This is a genomic window from Mesorhizobium sp. LNJC405B00, assembly GCF_000502615.1.
Classification (GTDB): Bacteria; Pseudomonadota; Alphaproteobacteria; order Rhizobiales; family Rhizobiaceae; genus Mesorhizobium.
This window is the reverse complement of sequence record NZ_AYWC01000004.1, coordinates 1-22,255: the sequence shown is the minus strand read 5'-3', so window position 1 is coordinate 22,255 and position 22,255 is coordinate 1. Positions and strand designations below refer to the sequence as shown.

The 22,255-nt window shown below is 63.2% G+C and carries 21 protein-coding genes, 1 other RNA gene and 1 pseudogene; 15 read left to right on the top strand and 8 right to left on the bottom strand.

Features of this window, described 5'->3' with window-relative positions:
• Positions 1-152 precede the first annotated feature (152 nt).
• The 3 genes from X756_RS156035 to X756_RS156040 all read left to right on the top strand — a co-directional run bounded on the left by X756_RS156035 (position 153) and on the right by X756_RS156040 (position 6,158).
• Positions 153-1,562, top strand: coding sequence for an FAD-linked oxidase C-terminal domain-containing protein (locus X756_RS156035; RefSeq protein ID WP_023729328.1), 1,410 nt, complete (start codon positions 153-155; stop codon positions 1,560-1,562).
• 20 nt (positions 1,563-1,582) lie between these two features.
• Positions 1,583-2,062: a hypothetical protein gene (locus X756_RS19960; RefSeq protein ID WP_023729327.1), complete on the top strand. Its 480-nt coding sequence runs from the start codon at positions 1,583-1,585 to the stop codon at positions 2,060-2,062.
• Between the two features lie 157 nt (positions 2,063-2,219).
• A complete protein-coding gene (locus X756_RS156040) occupies positions 2,220-6,158 on the top strand; it encodes an AsmA-like C-terminal region-containing protein (protein ID WP_023729326.1) in 3,939 nt (1,312 codons plus the stop codon).
• 40 nt (positions 6,159-6,198) lie between these two features.
• On the opposite strand, the gene X756_RS156045 is transcribed toward X756_RS156040, so the two are convergent.
• Positions 6,199-6,633, bottom strand: a complete 435-nt coding sequence (locus X756_RS156045) for a MarR family winged helix-turn-helix transcriptional regulator (RefSeq protein WP_023729325.1) — start codon at positions 6,631-6,633, stop codon at positions 6,199-6,201.
• Between the two features lie 174 nt (positions 6,634-6,807).
• Between X756_RS156045 and X756_RS156050 the strand changes: the two genes are divergently transcribed.
• On the top strand, positions 6,808-8,598 hold the full coding sequence (locus X756_RS156050; protein WP_023729324.1) for a chloride channel protein: 1,791 nt from the start codon (positions 6,808-6,810) through the stop codon (positions 8,596-8,598).
• Here the strand turns inward: X756_RS156050 and X756_RS156055 are convergent.
• The 4 genes from X756_RS156055 to X756_RS156070 form a co-directional block, all read right to left on the bottom strand.
• Positions 8,595-8,822, bottom strand: a complete 228-nt coding sequence (locus X756_RS156055) for a ribbon-helix-helix domain-containing protein (RefSeq protein ID WP_023729323.1) — start codon at positions 8,820-8,822, stop codon at positions 8,595-8,597. The two genes, X756_RS156050 and X756_RS156055, sit on opposite strands and share 4 nt — an antisense overlap.
• A gap of 13 nt (positions 8,823-8,835) precedes the next feature.
• Positions 8,836-9,030 (bottom strand): DUF4169 family protein, encoded by a 195-nt coding sequence (locus X756_RS156060; RefSeq protein ID WP_023667420.1) that lies wholly within the window; start codon positions 9,028-9,030, stop codon positions 8,836-8,838.
• Positions 9,031-9,048: 18 nt separating this feature from the next.
• Positions 9,049-9,594, bottom strand: a complete 546-nt coding sequence (locus tag X756_RS156065) for an SspB family protein (protein WP_023667419.1) — start codon at positions 9,592-9,594, stop codon at positions 9,049-9,051.
• 130 nt (positions 9,595-9,724) lie between these two features.
• Positions 9,725-10,408: a TetR/AcrR family transcriptional regulator gene (locus X756_RS156070; protein WP_023729322.1), complete on the bottom strand. Its 684-nt coding sequence runs from the start codon at positions 10,406-10,408 to the stop codon at positions 9,725-9,727.
• Positions 10,409-10,594: 186 nt separating this feature from the next.
• Between X756_RS156070 and X756_RS156075 the strand changes: the two genes are divergently transcribed.
• Entirely contained in the window at positions 10,595-11,800 is a 1,206-nt protein-coding gene (locus tag X756_RS156075) for a multidrug effflux MFS transporter (protein ID WP_023667417.1), read from the top strand.
• A gap of 212 nt (positions 11,801-12,012) precedes the next feature.
• Here the strand turns inward: X756_RS156075 and ssrA are convergent.
• Positions 12,013-12,371, bottom strand: a transfer-messenger RNA (tmRNA) gene (ssrA, locus tag X756_RS1000000167250).
• A 168-nt stretch (positions 12,372-12,539) separates the two neighbouring features.
• Between ssrA and X756_RS156080 the strand changes: the two genes are divergently transcribed.
• Both X756_RS156080 and X756_RS156085 read left to right on the top strand, forming a co-directional pair.
• Complete coding sequence (locus X756_RS156080; protein WP_023668323.1) at positions 12,540-12,851, top strand: DUF2853 family protein; 312 nt, start codon at positions 12,540-12,542, stop codon at positions 12,849-12,851.
• A gap of 341 nt (positions 12,852-13,192) precedes the next feature.
• Positions 13,193-13,987: a thymidylate synthase gene (locus X756_RS156085; protein ID WP_023688064.1), complete on the top strand. Its 795-nt coding sequence runs from the start codon at positions 13,193-13,195 to the stop codon at positions 13,985-13,987.
• Between the two features lie 28 nt (positions 13,988-14,015).
• On the opposite strand, the pseudogene X756_RS0133950 reads toward X756_RS156085, so the two are convergent.
• A pseudogene (locus tag X756_RS0133950) lies at positions 14,016-14,213 on the bottom strand (TOBE domain-containing protein).
• Positions 14,214-14,372: 159 nt separating this feature from the next.
• Here X756_RS0133950 and modA point away from each other — a divergent pair.
• The 4 genes from modA to X756_RS156105 all read left to right on the top strand — a co-directional run bounded on the left by modA (position 14,373) and on the right by X756_RS156105 (position 17,407).
• Positions 14,373-15,167, top strand: a complete 795-nt coding sequence (gene modA / locus X756_RS156090; protein ID WP_155922541.1) for a molybdate ABC transporter substrate-binding protein — start codon at positions 14,373-14,375, stop codon at positions 15,165-15,167.
• 15 nt (positions 15,168-15,182) lie between these two features.
• Complete coding sequence (gene modB, locus X756_RS156095) at positions 15,183-15,887, top strand: molybdate ABC transporter permease subunit (RefSeq protein ID WP_023729320.1); 705 nt, start codon at positions 15,183-15,185, stop codon at positions 15,885-15,887.
• Positions 15,884-16,996: a molybdenum ABC transporter ATP-binding protein gene (gene modC / locus X756_RS156100; protein ID WP_023729319.1), complete on the top strand. Its 1,113-nt coding sequence runs from the start codon at positions 15,884-15,886 to the stop codon at positions 16,994-16,996. The genes modB and modC overlap by 4 nt, the downstream gene beginning before the upstream one ends.
• A gap of 69 nt (positions 16,997-17,065) precedes the next feature.
• Positions 17,066-17,407 carry a winged helix-turn-helix domain-containing protein gene (locus X756_RS156105; protein ID WP_023667411.1) on the top strand — a complete coding sequence of 114 codons (342 nt, stop codon included), beginning with the start codon at positions 17,066-17,068 and terminating at the stop codon, positions 17,405-17,407.
• 203 nt (positions 17,408-17,610) lie between these two features.
• On the opposite strand, the gene cobF is transcribed toward X756_RS156105, so the two are convergent.
• On the bottom strand, positions 17,611-18,384 hold the full coding sequence (gene cobF / locus X756_RS156110) for a precorrin-6A synthase (deacetylating) (protein ID WP_023682093.1): 774 nt from the start codon (positions 18,382-18,384) through the stop codon (positions 17,611-17,613).
• A 147-nt stretch (positions 18,385-18,531) separates the two neighbouring features.
• Between cobF and X756_RS156115 the strand changes: the two genes are divergently transcribed.
• The 4 genes from X756_RS156115 to X756_RS156130 form a co-directional block, all read left to right on the top strand.
• Positions 18,532-19,548: a DUF4424 domain-containing protein gene (locus X756_RS156115; RefSeq protein ID WP_023729318.1), complete on the top strand. Its 1,017-nt coding sequence runs from the start codon at positions 18,532-18,534 to the stop codon at positions 19,546-19,548.
• Complete coding sequence (locus X756_RS156120) at positions 19,548-20,066, top strand: dihydrofolate reductase (RefSeq protein ID WP_023667408.1); 519 nt, start codon at positions 19,548-19,550, stop codon at positions 20,064-20,066. Before X756_RS156115 ends, X756_RS156120 begins: the two co-directional genes overlap by 1 nt.
• A 145-nt stretch (positions 20,067-20,211) precedes the next feature.
• Complete coding sequence (hflK, locus tag X756_RS156125; protein ID WP_023668331.1) at positions 20,212-21,321, top strand: FtsH protease activity modulator HflK; 1,110 nt, start codon at positions 20,212-20,214, stop codon at positions 21,319-21,321.
• A partial coding sequence (locus X756_RS156130) for a protease modulator HflC (RefSeq protein WP_023729317.1) occupies positions 21,321-22,255 on the top strand: 935 nt, incomplete at its 3' end. The genes hflK and X756_RS156130, both read left to right, overlap by 1 nt.

Here is a 22,255-nt window from a genome sequence, read left to right as displayed (position 1 = left end):
GTTCACCGTCTCGCGGAAACGGTGAACCGCTTTAGTTTTTGTTTTGACGCAATCCCGGACGGAAAACCGCTTCACACTTTTCCTGGAATTGCGTCATGTGCATCCATAATCGCATAACAAGCATGGACGCTGGTCCATTCGCGGAGGAATTCATGGCTCTGAGCGACCTCAATCCGGTCGAACGCAACGAGGAAGGCATTGCGGCGGTGCTCGGCATCCTCAAGCAGCAGTTCGGCGAACGCTTCCAGACCGGCGCGGCGATCCGCTCGCAGCATGCGCACACCACCACCTATATTCCGACGCAGGCGCCTGACGGTGTCGCGCTCCCGGAGACGACAGAAGAGGTGCAAGAGATCGTACGTGCCTGCGCCGCGCACCGCGTGCCGGTCATCGCCTTCGGCGTCGGTTCCTCGCTGGAGGGCCACACCAACGCGCCGGGTGGCGGCATCTCGGTCGACACCTCGCGCATGAACCGCATCCTGTCGGTCAACCCCGAGGATCTCGACTGCACGGTCGAGCCTGGCGTAACGCGCGAGGATTTGAATCGGCACCTGCGCGATACCGGCCTGTTCTTCCCCATCGATCCCGGCGCCAATGCTTCGCTCGGCGGCATGGCGGCAACGCGGGCCTCCGGCACCAATGCGGTGCGCTACGGCACGATGCGTGAAAACGTGCTGTCGCTGACGGCCGTCATGGCCGATGGCGAGACGGTGACGACCGGCAAGCGGGCGAAAAAGAGTTCGGCCGGCTACGATCTGACGCGGCTTCTGGTCGGCTCGGAAGGCACGCTCGGCATCATCACCTCGCTGACCTTGAAGCTGCAAGGCATTCCGCAGGCGATCTCCGGCGGCGTCTGCCCGTTTCCAAACCTCGAGGCGGCCTGCAACGCGGTCATCGCGACCATCCAGATGGGCATTCCGGTGGCGCGCATCGAACTGGTGAATGGACTGCAGATGCGGGCGATGAAGAATTACTCGAAGCTCGATTACCCCGAGAGCCCGTGCCTGTTCGTCGAGTTCCACGGCAGCGATGCCGGTGTCGCCGAACAGGCCGAAACCTTCGGTGCCATTGCTGAAGACAATGGCGGCGGGCCATTCCTGTGGACGAGCGTCGCCGAGGAGCGCACGAAACTCTGGAAGGCCAGGCACGATGCTTATTGGGCGTCGCTGACGCTGCGGCCGGGCACCAAGGGCCTGTCGACCGATGTCTGCGTGCCGATCTCGCGGCTGGCCGAATGCGTTGCCGAAACCGAGGCCGACATTGCCGAGATGGGCCTGGTTGCGCCGATCGTCGGCCATGCCGGCGACGGCAATTTCCATGTGCTGGTGCTGATGGATGTCAACGACCCCAAAGAGATCGCGCTGGCGGAGAAATTCGTCTCGCGGCTGAACATGCGGGCGATCGCCATGGACGGCACCTGCACCGGCGAACACGGCATCGGCCAGGGCAAGATCGGCTTCCTGCGCCATGAGCTCGGCCATGCTGTCGACATCATGCGCTCCATAAAAAAAGCGCTCGACCCGCAAGACATCATGAACCCAGGCAAGATATTACCTGCATAGCCGAAATGTGAGGAGCGGCAATGGATACTCTGATTATAAGGGCATCGCTTGGCAAGACACTGTTACTGCTGTCGGCCAGCCTCTTCTTTGTCCTGGCCTGCGCTTTCCTGATTTATGTCTCCGAGGACGGCGACACCGCCGGCCTTTGGTGGTGCGTGGCCTTTTTCGGGCTGGTCGCGTTGGTGTTTGCCTGGCAGCTTGTGCGGCCGCAGATTCTGGTGCTGAACGGACAAGGTTTCAGTCTCGGCGGAGGCCTTGTTCGATCGCCCAAGCTGGTCCCCTGGAAGGATATCGAAAGCTTCTTCGTCGTCCATCGCCGGCGCAGGATAGGCGATATGATCGGGTACAATTTCGCACCGGGGGTCAAGAAAAGCTCCGTCATGGGCAGCGTGACCAAAAGCCTGGGCGCCGAAGCCGCATTAACCCAGGGCTGGACATTGTCCCCCGAGGAGATGGTGGTGCTGCTGAACGAATATCACCGACGGGCCATGGCAGGATAGTCTCTTACGCACAGGCCGGACCGCGGTCAAAGGCGTCCAAAAATCTCTGCTCTTCCAGATACATCAGAGATCAAGCAACTCTGGATGAATTGCCTCTTTATCGACACGCTGATGCGGGTAGAGTGCGGCTGACTTTCAATCAACCCGTTCGGAGCTGATGCTCGCACGCCTGTTCGTGATCTTCGGTGGCTTGTTTGTGCTGGTGCTGGTAGCGGCGCTGGTGGTGCCGTATTTTGTCGATTGGACTGGGTACCGCGCCCAATTCGAGCGCGAGGCGAGCGCCATTCTCGGCCGCAAGGTGACGGTGCAAGGCGACGCCACGGCGCGGCTGTTGCCGTTCCCCTCGGTGACCTTCTCAAACGTCACGGTCGCCGGCGGCCCCGGCGGCCAGCCGGCAATGACCGTCGAGACCTTTTCGATGGACGCGGAACTGGCGCCGTTCCTGCGTGGCGAAGTGCTGATTTTCGACATGCGGCTGGTGCATCCGAAGGCGACGATCGACATCGCCGATAACGGCACGGTCGACTGGGCGATACGGCCGTCCTCGCCCTTCGATCTCAACCAGATCTCGATCGAGAAGCTCACGGTGACGGAGGGAGAAATTGCGCTCCGCCATGCCGCAGGCGGGCGCAGCCATCTGATTTCCGAGATCAATTCGACCATCTCTGCCAAGTCGCTGGCCGGGCCGTGGCGCATGGACGGAACGTTGCTGCTCGACGGACTGCGTTCGACGGTTGCGGCTTCGACCGGCAAGGCCGAAGGCAGCGGCCAGATGCGGCTGAGGCTCAAGGTCGATCCCGATGCCTATCCACTGGTCATCGAAACCGACGGCAATGCCGGCATCGTCAATGGGGCTGCCGTCTATTCCGGCCAGTTCAAGATTTCCGGCAACGACAAAAACAGCGCCGAACTGCGCGGCGGCGATGGCGAGAGCGTCAAAATCAGCGCCGGCAAACCCGATCCGGGGTTCAGGCTGAACGGCAAGTTCTCGCTCGACCACCAGAAGCTTGGCGTCGACGAATTCCGCTTCGAGACCGGGCCGCTCGACAATCCCTACACAGCCGACGGCAAGGCTTCGGTCGATCTCGGCCTTAGGCCGAACTTCGCCATCGAGGCCAATGGCGCGCAGGTGCAACTGGACGAGGCGGTGGGCGCTGAGAAGGGCGCCGGCCTGACGCTGGACCAGCGCATTGCCGGGATCGAGCAGGCGCTGCTCGAACTGCCGAAGCCGAGCATCGCCGGCACTGTCGAGGTCAAGCTGCCGGCGGTGGTGGCTGGCGACACCACGGTGCGCGACGTGCATCTCTCGGCCGAGCCGGTCGAGGGCGGCTGGTCGGTGAAATCGCTGGCCGCGACCTTGCCCGGGCGCACGACGCTGGAAGCCAGCGGCATGCTCAGCGTCGAAGATCATTTCGGTTTCAGCGGCTCCATGCTGCTGGCGGTGGCGCAGCCTTCCGGCTTTGCTGCCTGGTTGTCCAAAGATGTCGACGAGGCGATCCGCCGGCTGCCGGCCGCCGGCTTCAAGGCCAAGGTGGACCTGTCGGAGAAGCGCCAGGCGTTCAGCGATCTCGAACTGATCCTCGGCAAGTCGAAGTTCACCGGCCGCATCGATTCCAGCCAGCCCGACGACGCCAAGTCCTCGGTGCTGATGCGGCTCGCGGGCGGCGAACTCGATGTTGACGGGCTGACGGCCTTCGCCTCGATCTTCGTCAGCGACAAGGGCGCCAACCGCTTTTCCGACCGTGACCTCGATTTTCAGATCAAGGCAGGGCCGGTCAATGCCGGCGGGCTCACCGCCGACACGGTCGACACAGCGCTCCGGCTCCGCGACGGGCTGCTCGAAATCGACCGGCTGTCGATTGGCGGCCTTGCCGGCGCCTCGATCAGCGCCACCGGCCGGATCAAGGATTTTCCGGCAAGCCCGACCGGCAAGCTCGATGCCTCGGTGGTCGCCGTCGATCTGAAGCCGCTGATCGACATTGCCGCGCAACATTATCCCGACAATCAGGTGCTGAAGGGGCTGGCTGGCCGCACGGCCGCCTATCCTGAACTGTTCCAGGACGCGCGCGTCGATCTGGTGGCGAGCGCCGCCGACAATGGCGACGGCACGACCGGGCTGGCGGTGAGCGGACAAGGCAAGGCCGGCGGTTCGGCCTTTTCGGCGTCGCTGTCGGGCAAGGGTGCCGTCGGCCAGTTGCTCGACGCGCCGGTGACGCTGACCTTCAACGCCAAAAATCCCGACGCCACCGTGCTGCTGGCGCTCTACGGCCTGCCGGCGCTGCCGCTCGGCATGCTCGGCCAGGCAAGCACCGATATTTCGGCCAAAGGCACACTCGGCGGCGGCCTGGCGACGAGCTTCAATTTCGCCGCCGATGACTTCAAGGCGACGTTCGACGGCACCGTCGCTCAGACGCCGCAAGGCGCCACCGCCAAGGGCAAGATCGGCCTCGACGCTTCCGATATCGAGCCCTGGCTGATGACGACCGGCGCCGGCCTGCCGGGTATGGGAACGGGCACCTCGACCTCGCTCAGCGCGGATGCCGATTTCGGCAACGGCCTGCTGGTGTTGAGCGGCCTCAGCGGATCCATCAACGAGTCGGAGATTTCGGGCGACGTCAACATCGATGCGAAGCAGGGGCTGCCGCATTTTGCCGGTGCGCTGGCGCTCGACGAACTGGACCTCGACCCGATTGCGGTTGCGCTGTTCGGTGACCAGTCGTTCCTCAGCAGCAACGCGAACTGGCCGACGGCGCCATTCAGCCAGAAATCCAGCCTGCCGTTCAGCGCCGATCTCGACCTGACGACGGCGACGCTTGCCGCCGGACCGCTGGCGACAGCCTATGACGCGTCGCTGTCGTTGAAACTGGACCAGGAAGGCATCCGCGTTTCGGACCTGAAGGCAAAACTGCTCGGCGGCGCGCTCACCGGATTGTTCGAGTTGAAGAACACGGACGGCACGGGGCTGTTCTCCGGGCAGATGAGGCTTGCCGGCGCCGACCTGGCGACTGTGCTGCCGGCTGCCGGCTTGAGTGGCAGCGGCGACTTCTCGACAGGGCTGTCGACCAGCGGCAAATCGGTCGACGCGATGATTGCCGCACTCTCCGGCTCGGGCACGGCGGCGCTGAAAGGCCTCACCATTGCCGGCGTCAATCCCGATGCCTTCGGCGCGTTGATTGCCAAGGCCGATGCGATCGGGCGCGACATCGACGTGGCCAAGACCGCGGGCTTTGCACCTGAGATCGCTGGCGACGGCAGCTTTGCTGCCGGCGATGCCGACATCGCCTTCACGGTCGCCGGCGGCACGTTGCGGGCACCACCGATGAAACTCGAAAACCAGGCGGCGACGCTGTCTGCCGACATCACGGCCGACCTCAACACCGGCACCGTCGCCACCAAGGGCGCTGTCACCTACAAGCCTGGCGACGAGGCGCTGATCGGCTCCGATCCGACGGTCAATTTCAGCGTCGATGGGCCGTTCGGGGCGCTGAAGAAGCAGTTCGACAGCGAGCCGCTGGCGCAATTTTTGACCCAGCGCGCGCTGGAAAAGGAGCAGCAGCGGGTCGAGGCGATGCAGGCCGCACTGCTCGAGAAGCAGCGGCTGCGGCGCGAGGTGCGCTACTACGCCGCCCTGCAGACCGAGCGCGACAACGCCGCCGAGGAATTGCGCAAGCAGGAGGAAGCGGCACGGCTCAAAGCCGAGGCCGACGCCAAGGCGAAGGCACAGGCCGATGCGAAGGCACAGGCCGAAGCGGATGCCAAGGCCAAGGCGGATGCCGAAGCAAAGGCCGATGCCGATGCGAAAGCGCAGGCAGAGGCTGACGCAAAGGCCAAGGCGGATGCGGACGCGAAGGCGCAGGCGGAAGAGCAGGCTGCCGAAGACGCCGCCAAGGCCGAGGACGAACGGAAGAAGGCCGAACAGGCTCGGATCGCTTCGCAGGAAAAAGCCAAGCTGGAGGCCGAGCGCAAGGCTCAGGAGCAGGCGCCGAAGGTCGACCGCTCACTTCCCGGTGTCAGTGACGGTTCGGCCCCGGCGCCGCCGAAGCCCAGGACAAATCCGTTCTCCGTCGACAATCTGCTGAAGTCGCTGGGCAATTAGGCACCCGCATCGCCGACGGCATCGGTCCGCGACTTGCGGACTATTGCTTGTGACGGGTCAGCAGGCGTCCCAGCATCGGTTCGATGCGCTTGAGCTCATCGANATCGAGATGCGCGGCGGACAATTCGGCAAGACGGTCTTCGGCGTGTTCGGTCAAGCGCAAAAACACGCGCCGCTGGTCGTGTTTGTCCTGATGCCGGATCACAAGTCCTGCCTCGCCTAGGCGGTTTACCAGCTCGACGGCGCTGTGGTGGCGTATGCGCAGGCGCTCGGCCAAGTCACCGACCGTGACCGGCCCGCCATCCGGAAAGCCCTTGATCGCCAGCAGCGCTTGGTGCTGGCGCGGCGTCAGGCCGGCATCGTTGGCCTGGGTCTGGCTGAATTCGAGGAAGCGCCGGATCAGGTAACGGAATTCGGACAGGCGCTGGTAGTCGGCCTGCGAAATGGCTGGTCGTGGGTTCTTTGGCACGGTCATTTCCGATCTCTATCGTCCTTTGCCTGAAAAGCTCAACGGCCGGCGCGCAGTCGTTGTCCAAAATGACGCGGTAAAGCGGTCGCGAACAGCCTTGAACATTTATATCGTGTTACGATACATAGCGGCCCGACAACAGGATGGCGCGCGTGGCGTCGTCGGAAAGCTGGACGCCATATGAAATCCTCGGAAAATCACCTGCGCGACTTCACTACCGATGCGCGCGTGCTGCTGATCGCGGCGATCGCCGTGGTGGTTGCAACCGCAGGACTGTTTGCTGGTATTGCGCTGCTTAAGCTGATCCAGCTTGCCACCAACATCGCTTATTTCGGCCAATTCTCATTTGCCAATCTGAAGCTGCAGGACACGCCGCTCGGTTACGCCGCGGTCGTCGTTCCGGTGATCGGCGCGCTGATCATCGGCTTGATGGCCAGATATGGCAGCGAGAAGATCCGCGGCCACGGAATCCCCGAGGCCATCGAGGCAATCCTGCTCGGTCGCTCACGGCTTGATGCCAAGGTGGCGATCCTCAAGCCGCTGTCGTCGGCGATCTCGATCGGCAGCGGCGGTCCGTTCGGCGCCGAAGGGCCGATCATCATGACCGGCGGCGCCATCGGCTCGCTGATCGCGCAGATGCTGCCGGTCAGCGACAATGAGCGCAAGACGCTGCTCGTGGCGGGCGCGGCGGCAGGCATGACCACCGTGTTCGGAACGCCGATCGCGGCCATCATGCTGGCGGTGGAACTGCTGCTCTTCGAATGGACGCCGCGCAGCTTCATCCCCGTGGCGGTTGCCGCCATCATTGCCGAGGTCGAGCGCACCATGCTGCATTTGCCGGGGCCGATCTTCCCGTTCCAGGGCAGCATGGAGGCTTCGTTCACCGGCCTGGGCGGCTGGGTGCTGATCGGGATATGCGCCGAGCTCTTGTCCGGCCTGCTGACCCAGATGGTCTATGCCTGCGAAGACGCTTTCCAGAAGCTGCCGATACACTGGATGTGGTGGCCGATGATCGGTGGCCTGGTAGTCGGCATTGGCGGACTGATCGAGCCGCAGGCATTGGGCGTTGGCTATGACAACATCGCCGACATGCTCGATGGTCGCTTGATCGCCACGGCCGCACTTGTCCTATTGGTGGTCAAGGCGATCATCTGGTCGGTGGCGCTCGGTTCTGGAACGTCCGGTGGCGTGCTGGCGCCGCTGCTGATCATGGGCGGCGCCATGGGCGCGGTTCTCGCCGGCATCCTGCCTGAGGCGACGCCCGGCTTCTGGCCGTTGCTGGCGATGGCGGCGACCATGGGCGGCACCATGCGCGCGCCGCTGACGGCGACCTTCTTTGCGGTCGAACTCACCGGCAACACCCATGTGCTGGTGCCGTTGATCGCCGCTTGCGCGGCCGCTCACGCCGTCACCGTGCTGTTGATGAAGCGGTCGATCCTGACGGAAAAGATTGCCAGGCGAGGGCATCATCTGGTTCGAGAATATCGTGTCGATCCGTTCGCGCTCACCAGGGTGCGCGAGGTCATGACCGCGCAGGTGGAGAGCGTGCCGGCGACGATGACGCTCCATGGCGCAGCCGCCTTCCTGACCGCGCCCCAGACGCGGCATCCGAGCTTTCCCGTCGTCAGCGAAGACGGCCAGGTGCTTGGCGTCATCGATCCGCCGGCGATCCTGCGCTGGAGGCGCGCGGGCGAGCACCGCACCACGACGCTTGGCGAATTGCTTGCCGGCGGCAAGCTCACGCTTGCCTATCCGGACGAGTATCTCGAGGGGCTTTCCGACAAGCTGCTGATGGCCAATGTCTCGCATCTGCCGGTTGTCGCGCGCGAGGACGCGCGGCTGGTCGGCTATGTCGGCTGGAAAGATCTGATGCGCGTCCGGTCGAAGAAGCTTGCCGAGGAACGTGATCGCTCGACGCTCCTGGGATTTGGCACCCGCCGCAAGAAACAGGACGCGGTCATAAAGGCCTAAGAAGTTCTGGCGTCGCGCTTGGCCCAGTCCAGCACGTGGAGCCTGAGGGCCGACGACAGATTCGCATCGCGCGGCCTTGTTTCGTCGATTTCGGCGACCAGGGCAGCAAGCGTCAGCTTGCGCGCGGCGGCGATGGCGAGGAGATCGTCGTAAAAGGGTTTTTCGAGGGAATAGCTGGTGCGATGGCCGCGGATGGTCACCGAGCGTTTTTCGACCGGGCTCACCGCAGGCGGTCCATCAATCGCCCTGGTCTTCCGGGCGTTCGCGGCGGTGGCCGGCGACGAATTTTTCGGCCTTGTCCGATGTCAGACGGTCACGAGTTCTTTCGGCTTTGGAACGGCCGTGCAGAGCGCGGTTCTCGCCGGCGAGCTTTTCCTTTTCGGTGCGCGCCTTCTGCTTGCGGACCTGGCGAAGGTTGACGATTTCGCCCATGTCGCGCCGACCGTCCCGCTACTTCTTGCGGAAGGCGTCGAGCGACACGACGTCGGCGCCCTTGCCGGCGGCGGCATCGGCCACGGCGGGCTTTTTCTCCGCCTCAGTGGCAGCTGCCTTCTTCTCGGCCTTCGGCTTTTTCTCGGAGACGATAGCCAAAGGCTCGGCAGCCGGCTGGGCGGCTGCATCGTCTTCCGCCGGGACGTCGGTCTTGACGTCGAATTCGAGTTCGAAATTGACCGATGGGTCGTAGAAGCCGCGTACGGCCGAGAACGGGATTTCCAGCTTCTCCGGCACGTCGGAGAAGGACAGCCCGACCTCGAAGCCGGTATCGGTCACCTTGAGGTCCCAATACTGGAACTGGATGACGATGGTCATCTGTTCGGGATAGCGCTCGCGCAGCCTGGAGGACACCCGCACGCCCGGCGCGCCGGTCAGGAATGTGATGAAGAAATGATGATTGCCGGGAAGGCCGGTGCGCGCGACTTCGGCCAGGACCTTGCGCATGACGCCGCGCAATGCCTCCTGGGCCAGGATGTCGTAGCGGATGTGGTCGTCGGCCATGTGCTGGTCGGGTTCCGTTGAATCGTCCGCATAGCTGTAATCAAGCTTGAGCGCGGCGTAAACCGGATATAGATCGCTGATGCGCCGAAGCGAAGCCCGTAACGGACGATTTGATCGCCTGCTTTGGCGTTCAGGCGCTGGCCAGCTGTTTTTCCACCGCTGCCGCTGATCTGCGCTTGCCGAAGGCGCGCAGGAATGTGCGCACGCCGTGGGTGGCGGATTGCAACACTTCGTCTTCCGACGGCATGCCGCCTAGCATGAAGGTGGTCTGCAGTTCGGCGTTGGCTAGCGCCAGGAACTGGCGTGCGGCGACATCGGGATCGTCGACCGCGAGATGGCCGGCATGGGCGAGGCGGGCAAAACGGGCGGCAAGTGCGGGCCAGGTCCGGCCCGGCCCTTGGTCGCGCCATTCTGCGAAGACCTCGGGATAGCGCTCGCCTTCGGTCTGGATCAGCTTGCGCAGGAAGCGTCCGTCGCGGTTGCAGATGCAGTTCTGATTCATGCGCACGGCAAAGCCGATCAGGTCGGCTTCCAGATCCTTCGGCTGGTCTGGGAAAGAGGCGAAGGTGGCGAAGATGCCGGCATTGCAGCGCTCCGTCAGATCGCGCACCACAGCCATGAAGAGCTTTTCCTTGTCGCGGTGGTGATTGTAGATGGTCTGGCGCGACACGCCGGCCTCCACCGCGATCAGGTCGATATTGGCGCCGGCAAAGCCTTCCCGGCAAAAGACCGAAGCCGCCGCATCGATAATCGACATACGCTTGGCCTCGTGGCCGCGTGGCGGGAAAATGTCAGGAGAAACGGCAAGCTTCATAGAAATCTATATAGAGGTGATTGACGAATTAGACAAGGCTGTCTAAATTTGTGGACACAATAAATGGTGAATTCGCTCCGTAGAGACGAATAATCTCGCTGAGCCGTCGGATTTCAACGGGATGGAACGTCCTAGGGTTAGTCGTCGCGTTGGCGGCGCCAACCAGACTTGAAAGAAGCCTTTACCATGAGTCCCAAATTCCTCCGCATCGCGGTCGTGCTCGGCCTGTTGTCCGCTATCGGCCCCTTCGCCATCGACATGTATCTGCCGGCGTTGCCTTCGATCGGCGAGGATCTGCATGCCGGCACCGCCGCCGTTCAGATGAGCCTTTTGATCTTCTTCCTGTCGATGGGCTTCGGCCAGATCGTCGTCGGACCGATCTCCGACATGGTCGGCCGCAAGCTGCCGCTTTACGGCGGCCTTGCGCTGTTCATGGTCGGCGGTATCGGTTCGGCCATGAGCCCGACCATCGAATGGCTGATCGCCTTCCGCTTCCTGCAGGGACTGGGCGCCAGCGCCGGCATGGCGGTGCCGCGCGCCATCGTGCGCGACCTGCACACCGGCACCGAAGCCGCCAAGCTGATGTCGCTGCTGATGCTGGTGTTTTCGGTGTCGCCGATCCTGGCGCCGCTGACCGGCAGCCAGATCATCGAGAATTTTGGCTGGCGCGCCGTGTTCTGGACGGTGACGGGCGCGGCCCTGCTGGCCACCATTCTGCTGGCGACCTCGCTGAAGGAGACGCGGCCGGCGGAAGAACGCGTCGGTTCCTCCTTCGGAACCGCACTCGCCGGCTATCGCTTCCTCATGGGTGATCGCAATTTCCTCGGCCTGGTGGCGATCGCCGGCTTCGGCATCGCCAGCTTCTTCGTCTACCTCTCGAGTTCGTCCTTCATCCTGATCGACCATTACGGGCTGTCGCCTTCCGTCTACAGCGTGTTCTTCTCGATCAATGCGGTCGCCTTCATCGGCATGTCGCAGCTGACGGGACTGCTGTCGGAGCGCTTCGGGCTGAAGCGCGTCGTCTGGGTGGCGGTGACCGGCTATGCCACGACGATGGTGGTGCTGTTCGCAGTCATGGCGACCGGCGTCGACCGGCTCGATGTGATGGCGGCACTGCTGTTCGTCGGCTACGGCTTCCTCGGCCTGGTCATCCCGACGACGTCGGTGCTGGCCATGGAAGAGCATGGCGAGATCGCCGGCACGGCCTCGGCGCTGATGGGCACGCTGCACTTCGCCATCGGTGCGCTGGCGATGGGCGTCGCCGGCATCTTCTTCGACGGCACGCCGCTGCCCATGGTGGCCGGCATCACGCTCTGCGCCGTAATCTCGTTCACGCTGGCCAAACTGACGCTCGGCCGCTCGCGCGAAGCCGTTGAAGCGCCGGCCGAGTAAGCTGACCGCAATCGACCGGAAAGGCCGGGTCATCCCGGCCTTTTTCACGTCTGGGGTAATCCGGCCCCGGCCAGAACCACGGCCTTCGACCGACGCCAGCGGCAAATTGCACCAGCTCATGGCTCAATTTGGTGTAGGCTTCGCGGCCCATCGTCATGCGAAATCCGGCCAGCGGCAGCCGGCATTGAGCGTACGATATCGAGGAGGGGAGAAGTGGAGGTTTCTGTTGCCAGGTACCTCCGAACCCCGCCTAGAAGTGCGAACCTCTAGGGCTTGATTTGAAGCTATCGCACCGCTTACGCGGCGAGACGTGCTTCCGCATAGTTGTCATTTGCAACTACAGGTTTAGCCCGATGACGGTGGTACCATGCCGGGCAAAAGTACGATCTTTACACCTTCGTCGATCCTATTTCGCCCCCAGCAACAGCCGCTCTGATCACAGAGCGGTTCTTGGTGGAGGCGCCGGGTACCGCCCCCGGGTCCGAACGGCTTATTACATCGCCCATTTATCGCCATAGTCGGTCAAGCCGACAAAACGAATATAGGGGGCGGGCGCACAAAATGAAAGGCCGCAATGACACTTCTTGGCCGCACCAAACTGCGGCGCCGAGGGTTGACTCGCGCGCGGTCTCAACCGAAGCTTTGCGATGGTGAGGAGTATCGACCGAGCGCACAAGTTGCGGCAGCGCGCCACAGCCCTCATCGATCGGATCCCGTGGCGCCGACATGGGGAAATTTGATGGCCGATTATCTCGCAGACGTGAAGAAATACGACGCCGCCGCAAATGCCGATGTGGTTGCCAAGATTGTGAAACATCTGGGCATCGCGCTGCGCAACCGCGATTCCTCGCTGGTATCCTGCACCGACCCCAAGGAATTGGAGCGCGTCAAGACCAACTGGGTTGCCAAGAAACTCGGCGTGACCGACGGGGCGAAAGCCGACTCAGCGATCGAGAAGACCTGCAAGGCGTTGGCCGCCGACAGCTCCAAGAGCCGCGTGACTTTCTACTATCTGGTCGCCAAGGATCTGGGCAAGCTCGGCTCTTTGTAGAGATTATTGCCGATAGGCAGAGCGCGCGTTTGATTTTGCTCCTCACCGGAGGTCAGCACCGCCCCTCATTGCCCTGCCGGGCATTTCTCCCCGTATAGTGACGGGGAGAAATGGCTGACCGCAGCCTTGGCTCTCTCTCTCGAACAAGCTTGTGATTGGCGAAACCGCTGATGACAGCGCCCCTCTCCCCGTCCCTATACGAGGAGAGGATGCCGGCAGGCAGGTGAGGGGCAGCGCCACCTCTTGAGAGATGGGGCAAGCCGCGTTCTGGTCCCTTTTGCTGTGTTCGGCCGGCGGCCAGTCGGTTATGATGGCGGTAACCCCGAATCGAGGCGAAGCCGATGCGCCAGTATCTCGACCTTTTGCAGCATGTGCTGGACAATGGCGCCGATCGTGGCGACCGCACGGGCACCGGCACGCGTGGGGTGTTCGGGTACCAGATGCGCTTCGACCTGTCGCGCGGCTTTCCCGTCACCACCACCAAGAAGCTGCATCTGAAGTCGATCATCCATGAACTCCTGTGGTTCCTGGCCGGCGACACCAACATCAAATACCTTAGAGATCATGGCGTTTCGATCTGGGACGAATGGGCCGACGAGAATGGCGATCTCGGCCCGGTCTATGGCAAGCAGTGGCGCTCTTGGCCGGATGGCCATGGCGGGTCGATCGACCAGATTGCCAATGTTCTGAAGGAGATACGCAGGAATCCGAATTCACGCCGGCTGATCGTTTCGGCGTGGAACCCGGCCGAAGTGGAGGCGATGGCGCTGCCGCCCTGCCACTGCCTGTTCCAGTTCTACGTCTCGGACGGCAAGCTGTCCTGCCAGCTCTACCAGCGCTCGGCCGACATTTTTCTCGGCGTACCCTTCAACATCGCTTCCTACGCGCTGCTGACCCTGATGGTGGCGCAGGTGACCGGGCTGAAGCCCGGCGAGTTCGTCCATACGCTGGGCGATGCGCATCTCTATTCCAACCATTTCGAGCAGGCGCGCGAGCAATTGCGGCGCACACCCAAGGCGCTGCCGACGCTGTGGATCAATCCGGAGGTGAAGGACCTGTTCGCCTTCCGCTTCGAGGATTTCCGGCTGGAAAACTATTTTGCCGACGCGTCGATCAAGGCGCCGATCGCGGTCTGATCCGTCCACCGTCAATCAATTCCGACCCTCAATCGATGTCGACCATGACGTCGGTTGCCTTGATCATGGCATAGGCTGCTTGCCTTTTTCGAGCTTGAGATCGGCAACGGCCTCGTTGGTGATCGAAGCGTGACGACGGAGCCGCCGACATCACCGCGGACAGGCGAGGTGCTTTGACGATCTCGACGATCGTTCCCTTGAGGATGTTGCGGGCGCTGATCTTCATCGGAGTTCCTTTCCGGGTTTCGGTGCACGTCCAAACCAGAACAATCGATGCCGAACATACGCTTTCGCAGGAGGCGGCCTTCCCTTGTTATATTCATCCAGATATATCGGTCGGCAGGAGTCGAGCCAGCAGGTTTCAAGCCCAGGGAGAGTTTTCATGTTGGGGCACAAAGGTTTTGGTATGAGGGCAATCGCGATTGGCGGCTTTGCCGTAGCTCTGATGGCCGTGATGCCGGCGGCTCACGCGGGAGACAAGGTGATCGTGTTTGCCGCAGCCAGCCTCAAGGACGGGCTCGACGCCGTCACCAAGGCCTGCGAAGCCGATGTCGGTGAAGCGGCGACCGTCTCCTACGCCGCGAGCTCGGCGCTGGCCAAGCAGATCGAACTCGGGGCGCCCGCCGATGTGTTCATTTCGGCCGATCTCGACTGGATGAAGTACCTCTCCGACAAGAGACTGACCAAGCCGGAAACCGAGGTGAAACTGCTCGGCAACCAGATCGTGCTGGTGGCGCCACAGGATTCCAAGGTTGAGACCAGGATCGAGAAAGGCTTCGACCTGGCCAAGCTGGTTGGCGACGGCAGGCTTGCCATGGGCGACGTCAAGGCGGTGCCGGCCGGCAAATACGGCAAGGCGGCACTTGAATCGCTCGGCGTCTGGTCGTCGGTCGAAGGCAAGGTGGCGCAGGCCGAGAATGTGCGCGCCGCGCTCAAGCTGGTTTCAACGGGCGAGGCCGCGCTCGGCATCGTCTATGCCACCGACGCGCATGCCGACAAGGGAGTCAAGGTGGTCGGCACCTTCCCGGAGGATTCGCACCCGCCGATCATCTATCCGGTTGCCCAGACCACCGATTCGAAGGACAAGGATACCCCGGCTTTCCTGAAGTGCCTGCAGTCCGCCAAGGCGGTGGAGCTGTTTAGGGATCAGGGTTTCACCGTGCTCACGCCGAGCAATTAAGGTAGCGGCTGACGCATGAACTGGCTGCTGGACCTCACTCCCGACGAATGGAATGCGGTCCGGCTGTCGATCAAGGTGGCGACGGTGGCGATGCTGTTCAGCCTGCCGCCGGGCATCTTGATGGCGCTTTTGCTGGCCCGCGGAAAATTCTGGGGCAAGACGCTGCTCAACGGCATGGTTCACCTGCCGTTGATCCTGCCGCCGGTGGTGACAGGTTATCTCTTGCTGCTTACCTTCGGCCGGCGCGGGCCGGCGGGAGCGTTCCTGGCCGAGCATTTCGGCATCGTCTTCTCGTTTCGCTGGACCGGCGCCGCACTGGCCTGCGGTATCATGGGCTTTCCCCTGATGGTGCGGGCGATCCGGCTGTCGATCGAGGCGGTCGACCGCAAAATGGAGGCAGCGGCGGGAACGCTCGGCGCCAACCCGATTTGGGTCTTCGCCACCATCACGCTGCCGCTGATCCTGCCCGGGCTGATCGCCGGCTCGATCCTGTCCTTCGCCAAGGCGATGGGCGAGTTCGGCGCCACCATCACCTTCGTCTCCAACATTCCCAACGAGACGCAGACGCTGCCTTCGGCGATCTACACCTTCACGCAGGTGCCTGGCGGCGATGACGGGGCGCTCAGGCTGACGCTGATCTCCATCGTCATCTCGATGGCCGCATTGGTCGCCTCGGAAGTGCTGGCGCGGCGCGTCGGCCGGCGGATGGACATCGAATGAGCGTGCTGGTGGACATCAGCCATCGGCTCGGCGGTTTCGCCGTCGACGCGCGTTTCGAAAGCGCCGGGCGGCTGACGGCGCTGTTCGGGCCATCGGGCTCCGGCAAGACGACGCTGATCAACGTGATCGCCGGCCTGATCCGGCCGACCAAGGGCCGTATCGCGGTCGACGGCTGTGTGCTGGTCGACACCGATGCCGGCATTTTCGTGCCGAAGCACAAGCGCCGGATCGGCATGGTGTTCCAGGACGCGCGGCTGTTTCCGCATATGAGCGTGGCCGGCAATCTGCGCTATGGCCGCTGGTTCACGCCACCCGCGGAGCGCTATGCGGATATCGACGCGGTCGTCGAACTGCTCGGCATCGGTCCTCTGCTCGACCGGCGACCGGCAAAGCTCTCGGGCGGCGAAAAGCAGCGCGTGGCGATCGGCCGGGCGCTGCTTGCCAGCCCGAAACTGCTGTTGATGGACGAGCCGCTGGCCTCGCTCGACGATGCGCGCAAAGCCGAGATCCTGCCCTATATCGAGCGGCTGCGCGACGAGACGAAGATCCCGATCGTCTATGTCAGCCATTCCGTCGCCGAAGTGGCGCGGCTGGCCAGCGACGTGGTGGTGATGGCGCAAGGCAAGGTCGCAGCCTCCGGTCCGACCGGCGCGATCATGCAACGGCTCGAATTGCTCCCGGCGGAGGAACGCGCCGAGGGCGGCGCGGTGCTCGACACCAAGGTGCTGCGCCATGATGAGATCTTCGGGATGACCGTGCTCGGCTCGGCGGCGGGCGAAATCCGGGTGCCGCAATTGGCGGTCTCGGTCGGCGCGCCTGTACGCATCCGCATCCGCGCCCGGGACGTGATGATCGCCACCGAACTGCCGAAAGGTCTCAGTGCGCTCAACATCCTGCCGGGCACCATCGTCGCAATCAGCCCAGGCGAGGGGCCGACGGTCGAGATCGGCATCGACTGCAATGACGCAACCGTGCTTGCCCGCATCACCGAACAATCCAGGCAGGTACTGAACCTTCAACTCGGCGGCAAGGTGTTCGCGGTGATCAAGACGGTCAGTTTCGACCGTGCCAACACCGGCGCCGGGCTGCCGGCCGAAGCGGATGGCTGATAGCCGCTATATCGTTTTGGAATAGCGCTATGGGTCGAGAGGGGCTAGTGTGACTGTGGAGGACAAGAGATGCCGTCGCTGAGCCTGCGGATAAATCTCGATCCGGACGGGCGCATAGGTCCGGGCAAGATCGAATTGCTGGAGCAGATCGCCACTTTCGGCTCGATCTCGGCTGCGGCACGCGGCATGGAGATGTCCTACAAGCACGCCTGGGATCTGGTGGAAGATATGAACCGTGTGTTCGGCAAGCCACTGGTCGCGGCGCAGACCGGCGGCAAAAAGGGCGGCGGCGCACAGCTGACCTCAGTTGGCCTTGCAGTCGTCAGCCGTTTTCGCGCTATCGAGCGCGCTGCGGCGGCAGCGGCGGCCACGCATATGGACGCCTTGCAGGCGGAGATCGATGCTGGGTGAGGGTTGAAGCTTGCGATCCGTCACACCCCCCCTCTGTCCTGCCGGACATCTCCCCCGCAAGGGGGGAGATCAGCTAGCCCGTAGACGGGCGCTAATCTGTTAGGCGATTGGCGAAATCCTCCGTGACGGCCAATCTCCCCACTAGAGGGGGAGATGTCCGGCAGGACAGAGGGGGGCGCGAAGGAACTCGACCTTTGAGCGCGCTATTCCTCGGGCTCTCCTGCTTTACGCAGCAGATAGGTGTCCATGATCCAGCCCTTTCTTTTCCGGGCTTCTTCTCTCGTCCTCTCAATCTCCTCGCCGACATCACCCAGGCGACCGGAAACGATGATCTCGTCCGGTGTGCCGAGATAGGCGCCCCAATGGATGATCAGATCCTTGTCTGCCAGCGTGTTGAAGGCGCATTTGCCGTCGAGCATGACCACGGCGCTGCCGGCATTGTGCGGCATGCCTTGTTCGGCGAGGCGGCGGCCGGTGGTGATCAGCACGGGGTCGCCGATGCGGTTCAGCGCCATCTTGTGGCCGGCGGCTAGCGCCTGGACGGCGGTGATGCCGGGAATGACCTCCAGTTCGAATGCGACATTGCCCCTCAGTCGTACGCGCGCGAGGATGCGCAGCGCGCTGTCATAGAGCGAGGGGTCGCCCCAGATCAGGAAGGCGCCGCAGCCGTCCTCGGCAAGGTCGTCGCGGACCAGGCTCTCATAAATCTGGGCGATGGCCTCGTGCCAGTCATCGACGGTCGAGCGATAGGAAGGCGCCGGCTCGGCGCGCACCGGCACGTCGAACTCGACGCGGCGCGATTTCGGATTGCTGACGAAACGGTCGCAGATATGGCGGCGCAATTCGGCAAGGTCGTTCTTCTTCGCCCCCTTGTCGGGGATAAACAGGACGTCCGCCCGGTTTAGGCCTGATATGGCCTGCACGGTCATATGGTCGGGATTGCCGGCGCCGATGCCGATGACGAGAAGCTTGCGCATGACGCGAACTCCTGCCCGATCGAAACCTGTTAGTCCAGACCGCCGATTGGCGTGTCCAGACACTGTGGCGTCCTGCTGGGAGACGGAAGGCTTTGAAACGCCACATTGAAACGGCTAGGGTCGCGGCATTCTTGGCGAGGGGCTTCGATGTTGCAATATGTTCTGTCCGTAGCGCTGGCGCTTTTAGCCGTGCCCGCGCTGGCCAATGATACGACCGCCGAACTCGGCACAGGTGGCCTGATCCTGTCGCGTAGCGACGCGGTGTCGATGCAAAGCGAGGACCTCTATATCTCGCCGGAAAAGATCACGGTCGACTACGTCTTCCACAACAACACCAACAAGGATGTAAATGCCATCGTCGCTTTTCCGCTGCCGGACATCGAAGGCAATCCGGAGGAAATGCCGGCCATCCCGGAAAACCAGAGCGACAATTTCCTTGGCTTCGAGGTGACGATCGACGGAGCGCCGGCAAAGCCGCAGCTCGAGCAGAAAGTGTTCGCTGTCGGCATCGATATCGGCGCCGATCTGAAGGCGCAGAACGTGCCGTTCAATCCGTTCGGCGATGCGGCCAAGGCGGCCCTGGCGAAGCTGCCGAAAACGGTCGCCGAGGATTGGGAAAACCGCGGCATCATCATCGAGGATACGGGCAGCGACGGTACCGAGGCGAACAAGGTCTATACGCCGTGGTGGCAGTTGCGCTCGACCTATTGGTGGCGCGCGATATTTCCGGCCAACAAGGATGTCCACGTCTCGCACCGCTACAAACCGAGCGTCGGCGGCACGTCGTCGGTGAGTTTCTTCTATGACGGCAAGTTCACCGAGGGCAGCCAATACACGACCTACAAGACCCGCTACTGCATGGACGACAGCTTCGAGAATGCGGTGCGCCAGGCCGCGAAGGCCGACGGTTATCCGCATTTTTACGAGAACCGCATAGCCTATATCCTGACCACCGGCGGCAACTGGGCCAATGGCAGCATCGGCAAGTTCAAGCTGACCGTCGACAAGGGCAATCCGAAAGCGCTGATCTCGTTTTGCGGCGACAATGTCAAGAAGGTCGGGCCGACGACCTTCGAGACGGCGGCGCAGGATCTCTATCCCGAGCACAACATCGACATATTGCTTTTGGAGCCGTCGGATGACGGCGCCGGGGGAGCCAACTGATGGACGTCGCGATCTATGTCGCCATTGCGCAGAACGGCGTCATCGGGCGCGACGGCGGCTTACCGTGGCGGCTGTCCACCGATCTCAAGCGCTTCAAGGCCGATACGATGGGCAAGCCCGTCATCATGGGCCGCAAGACTTATGAAGGCATCGGCCGGCCGCTGCCGGGCCGATTGAACATCGTGGTGACCCGCGACAAGGCCTGGCGCGCCGAGGGCATAGAGGTGGCGCACTCGCTGGAGGCAGCGATCCAGCTGGCCACGGTGCGCGGGCGTTGCATGGCCGGCGTCGACGAAATCTGCATCATCGGCGGCGGCGAGATCTATGCGCAGGCGCTGCCGCTGGCAGACCGGCTGCACGTCACCCATGTGCTGGCGGCGGTCGATGGCGACGCGCATTTTCCCGACATCGATCCGGATTTGTGGCGCCTTGTCAGCGCTCAGGACGTTCCGGCCGGTGAAAAGGACAGCCATGCGACGCGCTATTCGGTTTACGAGCGACGCCGCGGCGTGCATTGAGACGATAAAAGGGTCGCGAACGTCCAAAACGGACATGCTCGGCAGCGGATCGCGTTGAAAGCGCATCGCTGCGTCCCTATAGAAGAACAACTGGATTTTGCGCCGCAACGTCGGCGCTGAGGGAATCCCAAGCGAAAGGACATTCATGCCCTGGAACGACAAGAGCGGCGGCGGCGGCCCATGGGGCGGCGGCGGCAACAATCAGGGACCCTGGGGGCAGGGACCGAAGGGGCCTAGCGGCCCGCCGGGGTCACCTCCCGATCTCGAAGACATCATCCGCCGCGGCCAGGACCGGCTGCGGCGCGCGCTGCCCGGTGGCGGCGGCGCCAGCCCGGCCGTGTTTGCGCTGATCGCAGCGGCTCTGATCGTGCTGTGGGCGTTCAAGGCGGTCTACACCGTGCAGCCGGACGAGGTTGCGGTCGAGCTGCGCTTCGGCAAGCCGAAGGCGGAGCTGTCGCAGCCAGGTCTGCATTTCCATTGGTGGCCCGTCGAAACCGTCGAGACGGCCAACATCGCCGAACAACTCGTCGATATCGGTGGTGGCGGCGCGACGAGCGGCAACTCGTCGGGGCTGATGCTTACCGGCGACCAGAACATCGTCAACGTCCAGTTTTCGGTGGCCTACCAGGTCTCCGATCCCCGGGCCTATCTGTTCGACGTCTCCGACCCAGAAGGCATGCTGCAGCAGGTCGCAGAGAGCGCCATGCGCGAAGCGGTCGGCCGGCGACCGGCCCAGGACATCTTCCGGGACGATCGCCAGGGGATTGCGGCGTCGGTGCGTGAAATCATCCAGACGACGCTTGACGGCTACAAGGCCGGCCTGAACGTCAACGCGGTTTCGATCGAGGACGCGGCGCCGCCTCGTGAAGTGGCCGACGCGTTCGACGAAGTGCAGCGCGCCGAGCAGGACGAAGACAAGTTCGTCGAGCAGGCCAACCAGTATTCCAACCAGAAGCTCGGCCAGGCGCGTGGCGCCGCGGCGCAGATCCGCGAGGACGCGGCAGCCTACAAGAACCGTGTCGTCCAGGAAGCCGAAGGTGAGGCGCAGCGCTTCATCTCGGTCTATGACGAATACGCCAAGGCGCCCGACGTGACGCGCCGGCGGCTTTATCTGGAAACGATGGAGAAGGTGCTGAAGGATTCCAACAAGGTCATCGTCGAACAGGGCAATGGGCAAGGGGTCGTTCCCTATCTGCCGCTGCCGGCACTGCAGCCGAAGGCGCCGGCGCCTGCGACCACGGGAGGAGCCCAGTGATGGCCAATCGTCTTCCCATCGTCGCGGTCATCGCGGCCGTGCTTCTGTTCCTGCTCTACTCCTCGGTCTTCGTGGTCAACGCGCGCCAGCAGGCGCTCGTGCTGCGGTTCGGCGAGATCGTCGACGTCAAGAATGAACCCGGCATCTATTTCAAGGCGCCTTTCGCCTTCTTCGACGCCGACAGCGTGCAGTTGATCGAAAACAGGGTGCTGCGCTTCGATCTCGATAACATCCGCGTCCAGGTTTCGGGCGGCAAGTTCTACGAGGTCGACGCTTTCATCGCGTACCGCATCTCGGATCCGCGGGTGTTCCGCTCAGCCGTGTCCGGTCAGATCACACTGGCCGAAGCACGACTGAGGACGCGTCTCGATGCGGCGCTGCGCCGTGTCTACGGTCTGCGCGACTTCGAGGCGGCGCTTTCGGAAGAGCGGGCCGTGATGATGCGCGAAGTGCGCGATCAGCTTCGGCCCGACGCCACCTCGCTCGGCCTGCAGATCGAGGATGTGCGCATCCGCCGAACCGATCTGACGGCTGAGGTTTCGCAGCAGACCTTCGACCGCATGAAGGCCGAACGTTTGGCCGAGGCCGAACGGCTGAGAGCGCGCGGCAAAGAGGCCGCGCAGCGCATCACCGCCCGCGCCGACCGCGAAGTGGTGGAAATCGTCGCCGAGGCGCGCAAGGAATCGGAAATCCTGCGTGGTGAAGGTGAAGCCCAGCGTAGCGCGACCTTTGCCGACGCCTACAAACGCGATCCGGCGTTCTTCGACTTCTACCGGTCGATGAATGCCTATGGCACGGCGCTGGACAACTCCGGGACGACGATGGTGCTGTCGCCGAACTCGGAGTTCTTCCGCTTCTTCCGCAATCCGGACGGGACGGACGCGAAGCCGGCGGCGCCTGCGGCTCCGGCGACGGCACCTGCCGCGCCGGCGAC

Excerpts from the sequence above, each read along its gene's own strand:
- X756_RS156035 (WP_023729328.1), top strand. The coding sequence starts at position 153 with ATGGCTCTGAGCGACCTCAATCCGGTCGAACGCAACGAGGAAGGCATT.
- X756_RS156120 (WP_023667408.1), top strand. The coding sequence starts at position 19,548 with ATGGACGTCGCGATCTATGTCGCCATTGCGCAGAACGGCGTCATCGGG.
- X756_RS156070 (WP_023729322.1), bottom strand. The coding sequence starts at position 10,408 with ATGAAGCTTGCCGTTTCTCCTGACATTTTCCCGCCACGCGGCCACGAG.
- X756_RS156080 (WP_023668323.1), top strand. The coding sequence starts at position 12,540 with ATGGCCGATTATCTCGCAGACGTGAAGAAATACGACGCCGCCGCAAAT.
- X756_RS156115 (WP_023729318.1), top strand. The coding sequence starts at position 18,532 with ATGTTGCAATATGTTCTGTCCGTAGCGCTGGCGCTTTTAGCCGTGCCC.
- modC (WP_023729319.1), top strand. The coding sequence starts at position 15,884 with ATGAGCGTGCTGGTGGACATCAGCCATCGGCTCGGCGGTTTCGCCGTC.
- X756_RS156060 (WP_023667420.1), bottom strand. The coding sequence starts at position 9,030 with ATGGGCGAAATCGTCAACCTTCGCCAGGTCCGCAAGCAGAAGGCGCGC.
- hflK (WP_023668331.1), top strand. The coding sequence starts at position 20,212 with ATGCCCTGGAACGACAAGAGCGGCGGCGGCGGCCCATGGGGCGGCGGC.
- X756_RS156105 (WP_023667411.1), top strand. The coding sequence starts at position 17,066 with ATGCCGTCGCTGAGCCTGCGGATAAATCTCGATCCGGACGGGCGCATA.
- X756_RS156075 (WP_023667417.1), top strand. The coding sequence starts at position 10,595 with ATGAGTCCCAAATTCCTCCGCATCGCGGTCGTGCTCGGCCTGTTGTCC.
- X756_RS19960 (WP_023729327.1), top strand. The coding sequence starts at position 1,583 with ATGGATACTCTGATTATAAGGGCATCGCTTGGCAAGACACTGTTACTG.
- cobF (WP_023682093.1), bottom strand. The coding sequence starts at position 18,384 with ATGCGCAAGCTTCTCGTCATCGGCATCGGCGCCGGCAATCCCGACCAT.
- X756_RS156085 (WP_023688064.1), top strand. The coding sequence starts at position 13,193 with ATGCGCCAGTATCTCGACCTTTTGCAGCATGTGCTGGACAATGGCGCC.
- X756_RS156065 (WP_023667419.1), bottom strand. The coding sequence starts at position 9,594 with ATGGCCGACGACCACATCCGCTACGACATCCTGGCCCAGGAGGCATTG.
- X756_RS156050 (WP_023729324.1), top strand. The coding sequence starts at position 6,808 with ATGAAATCCTCGGAAAATCACCTGCGCGACTTCACTACCGATGCGCGC.
- X756_RS156040 (WP_023729326.1), top strand. The coding sequence starts at position 2,220 with ATGCTCGCACGCCTGTTCGTGATCTTCGGTGGCTTGTTTGTGCTGGTG.
- modB (WP_023729320.1), top strand. The coding sequence starts at position 15,183 with ATGAACTGGCTGCTGGACCTCACTCCCGACGAATGGAATGCGGTCCGG.